Annotated in this window: 1 protein-coding gene; it reads right to left on the bottom strand. The window is 40.3% G+C overall.

The window, feature by feature from the left end; translation table 11 throughout:
- Window positions 1–131 precede the first annotated feature (131 nt).
- Window positions 132–506: phosphate acyltransferase (locus ACS8FD_RS24880; RefSeq protein ID WP_439277809.1), on the bottom strand; the 375-nt coding region annotated here is incomplete at its 5' end.

Below are 506 nucleotides of genomic sequence, written 5' to 3'. Positions count from 1 at the left end.
TTATCATTTTATTGAAGCAAAAAAAACCAGTCTATACCATTTATGACGATGATATAGACTGGTCTTAGTATAGCAAACTACTACTATTAATCATGAACAGTAGCAGCTCATCGATAAATATAATGCGGCAATTACTTCTCGTTTTCTAAGTCTTGCGCTTCAGTGACAGCAAGCGCCGTCATATTGACCACGCGACGAGCTGTCGCTGATGGCGTCAAGATATGAACAGGCTTATTGGCTCCCAGTAAGATTGGACCAATAGAGGCGCTATTTGTTGCTGTTTTAAGCAAATTAAAGGCAATGTTTGCAGCATCAAGCGTTGGCAAAATAAGCAAATTGGCCGCACCTTTTAGGTGACTTGATGGCATATCTTCTAAACGAATATGCTCATTAAGCGCAGCATCACCTTGCATCTCACCATCAAAATCGAAATCCACATTCATCTCATTTAGTAGCTTATAGACTTTGCGCATTTTGACAGCACTAACGCGATCAGAGGTACCAAA

The organism is Psychrobacter sp. 1U2 (assembly GCF_051847575.1).
Note: the sequence above shows the minus strand (reverse complement) of the source record. Positions and strands in the feature narration are given on the sequence as shown.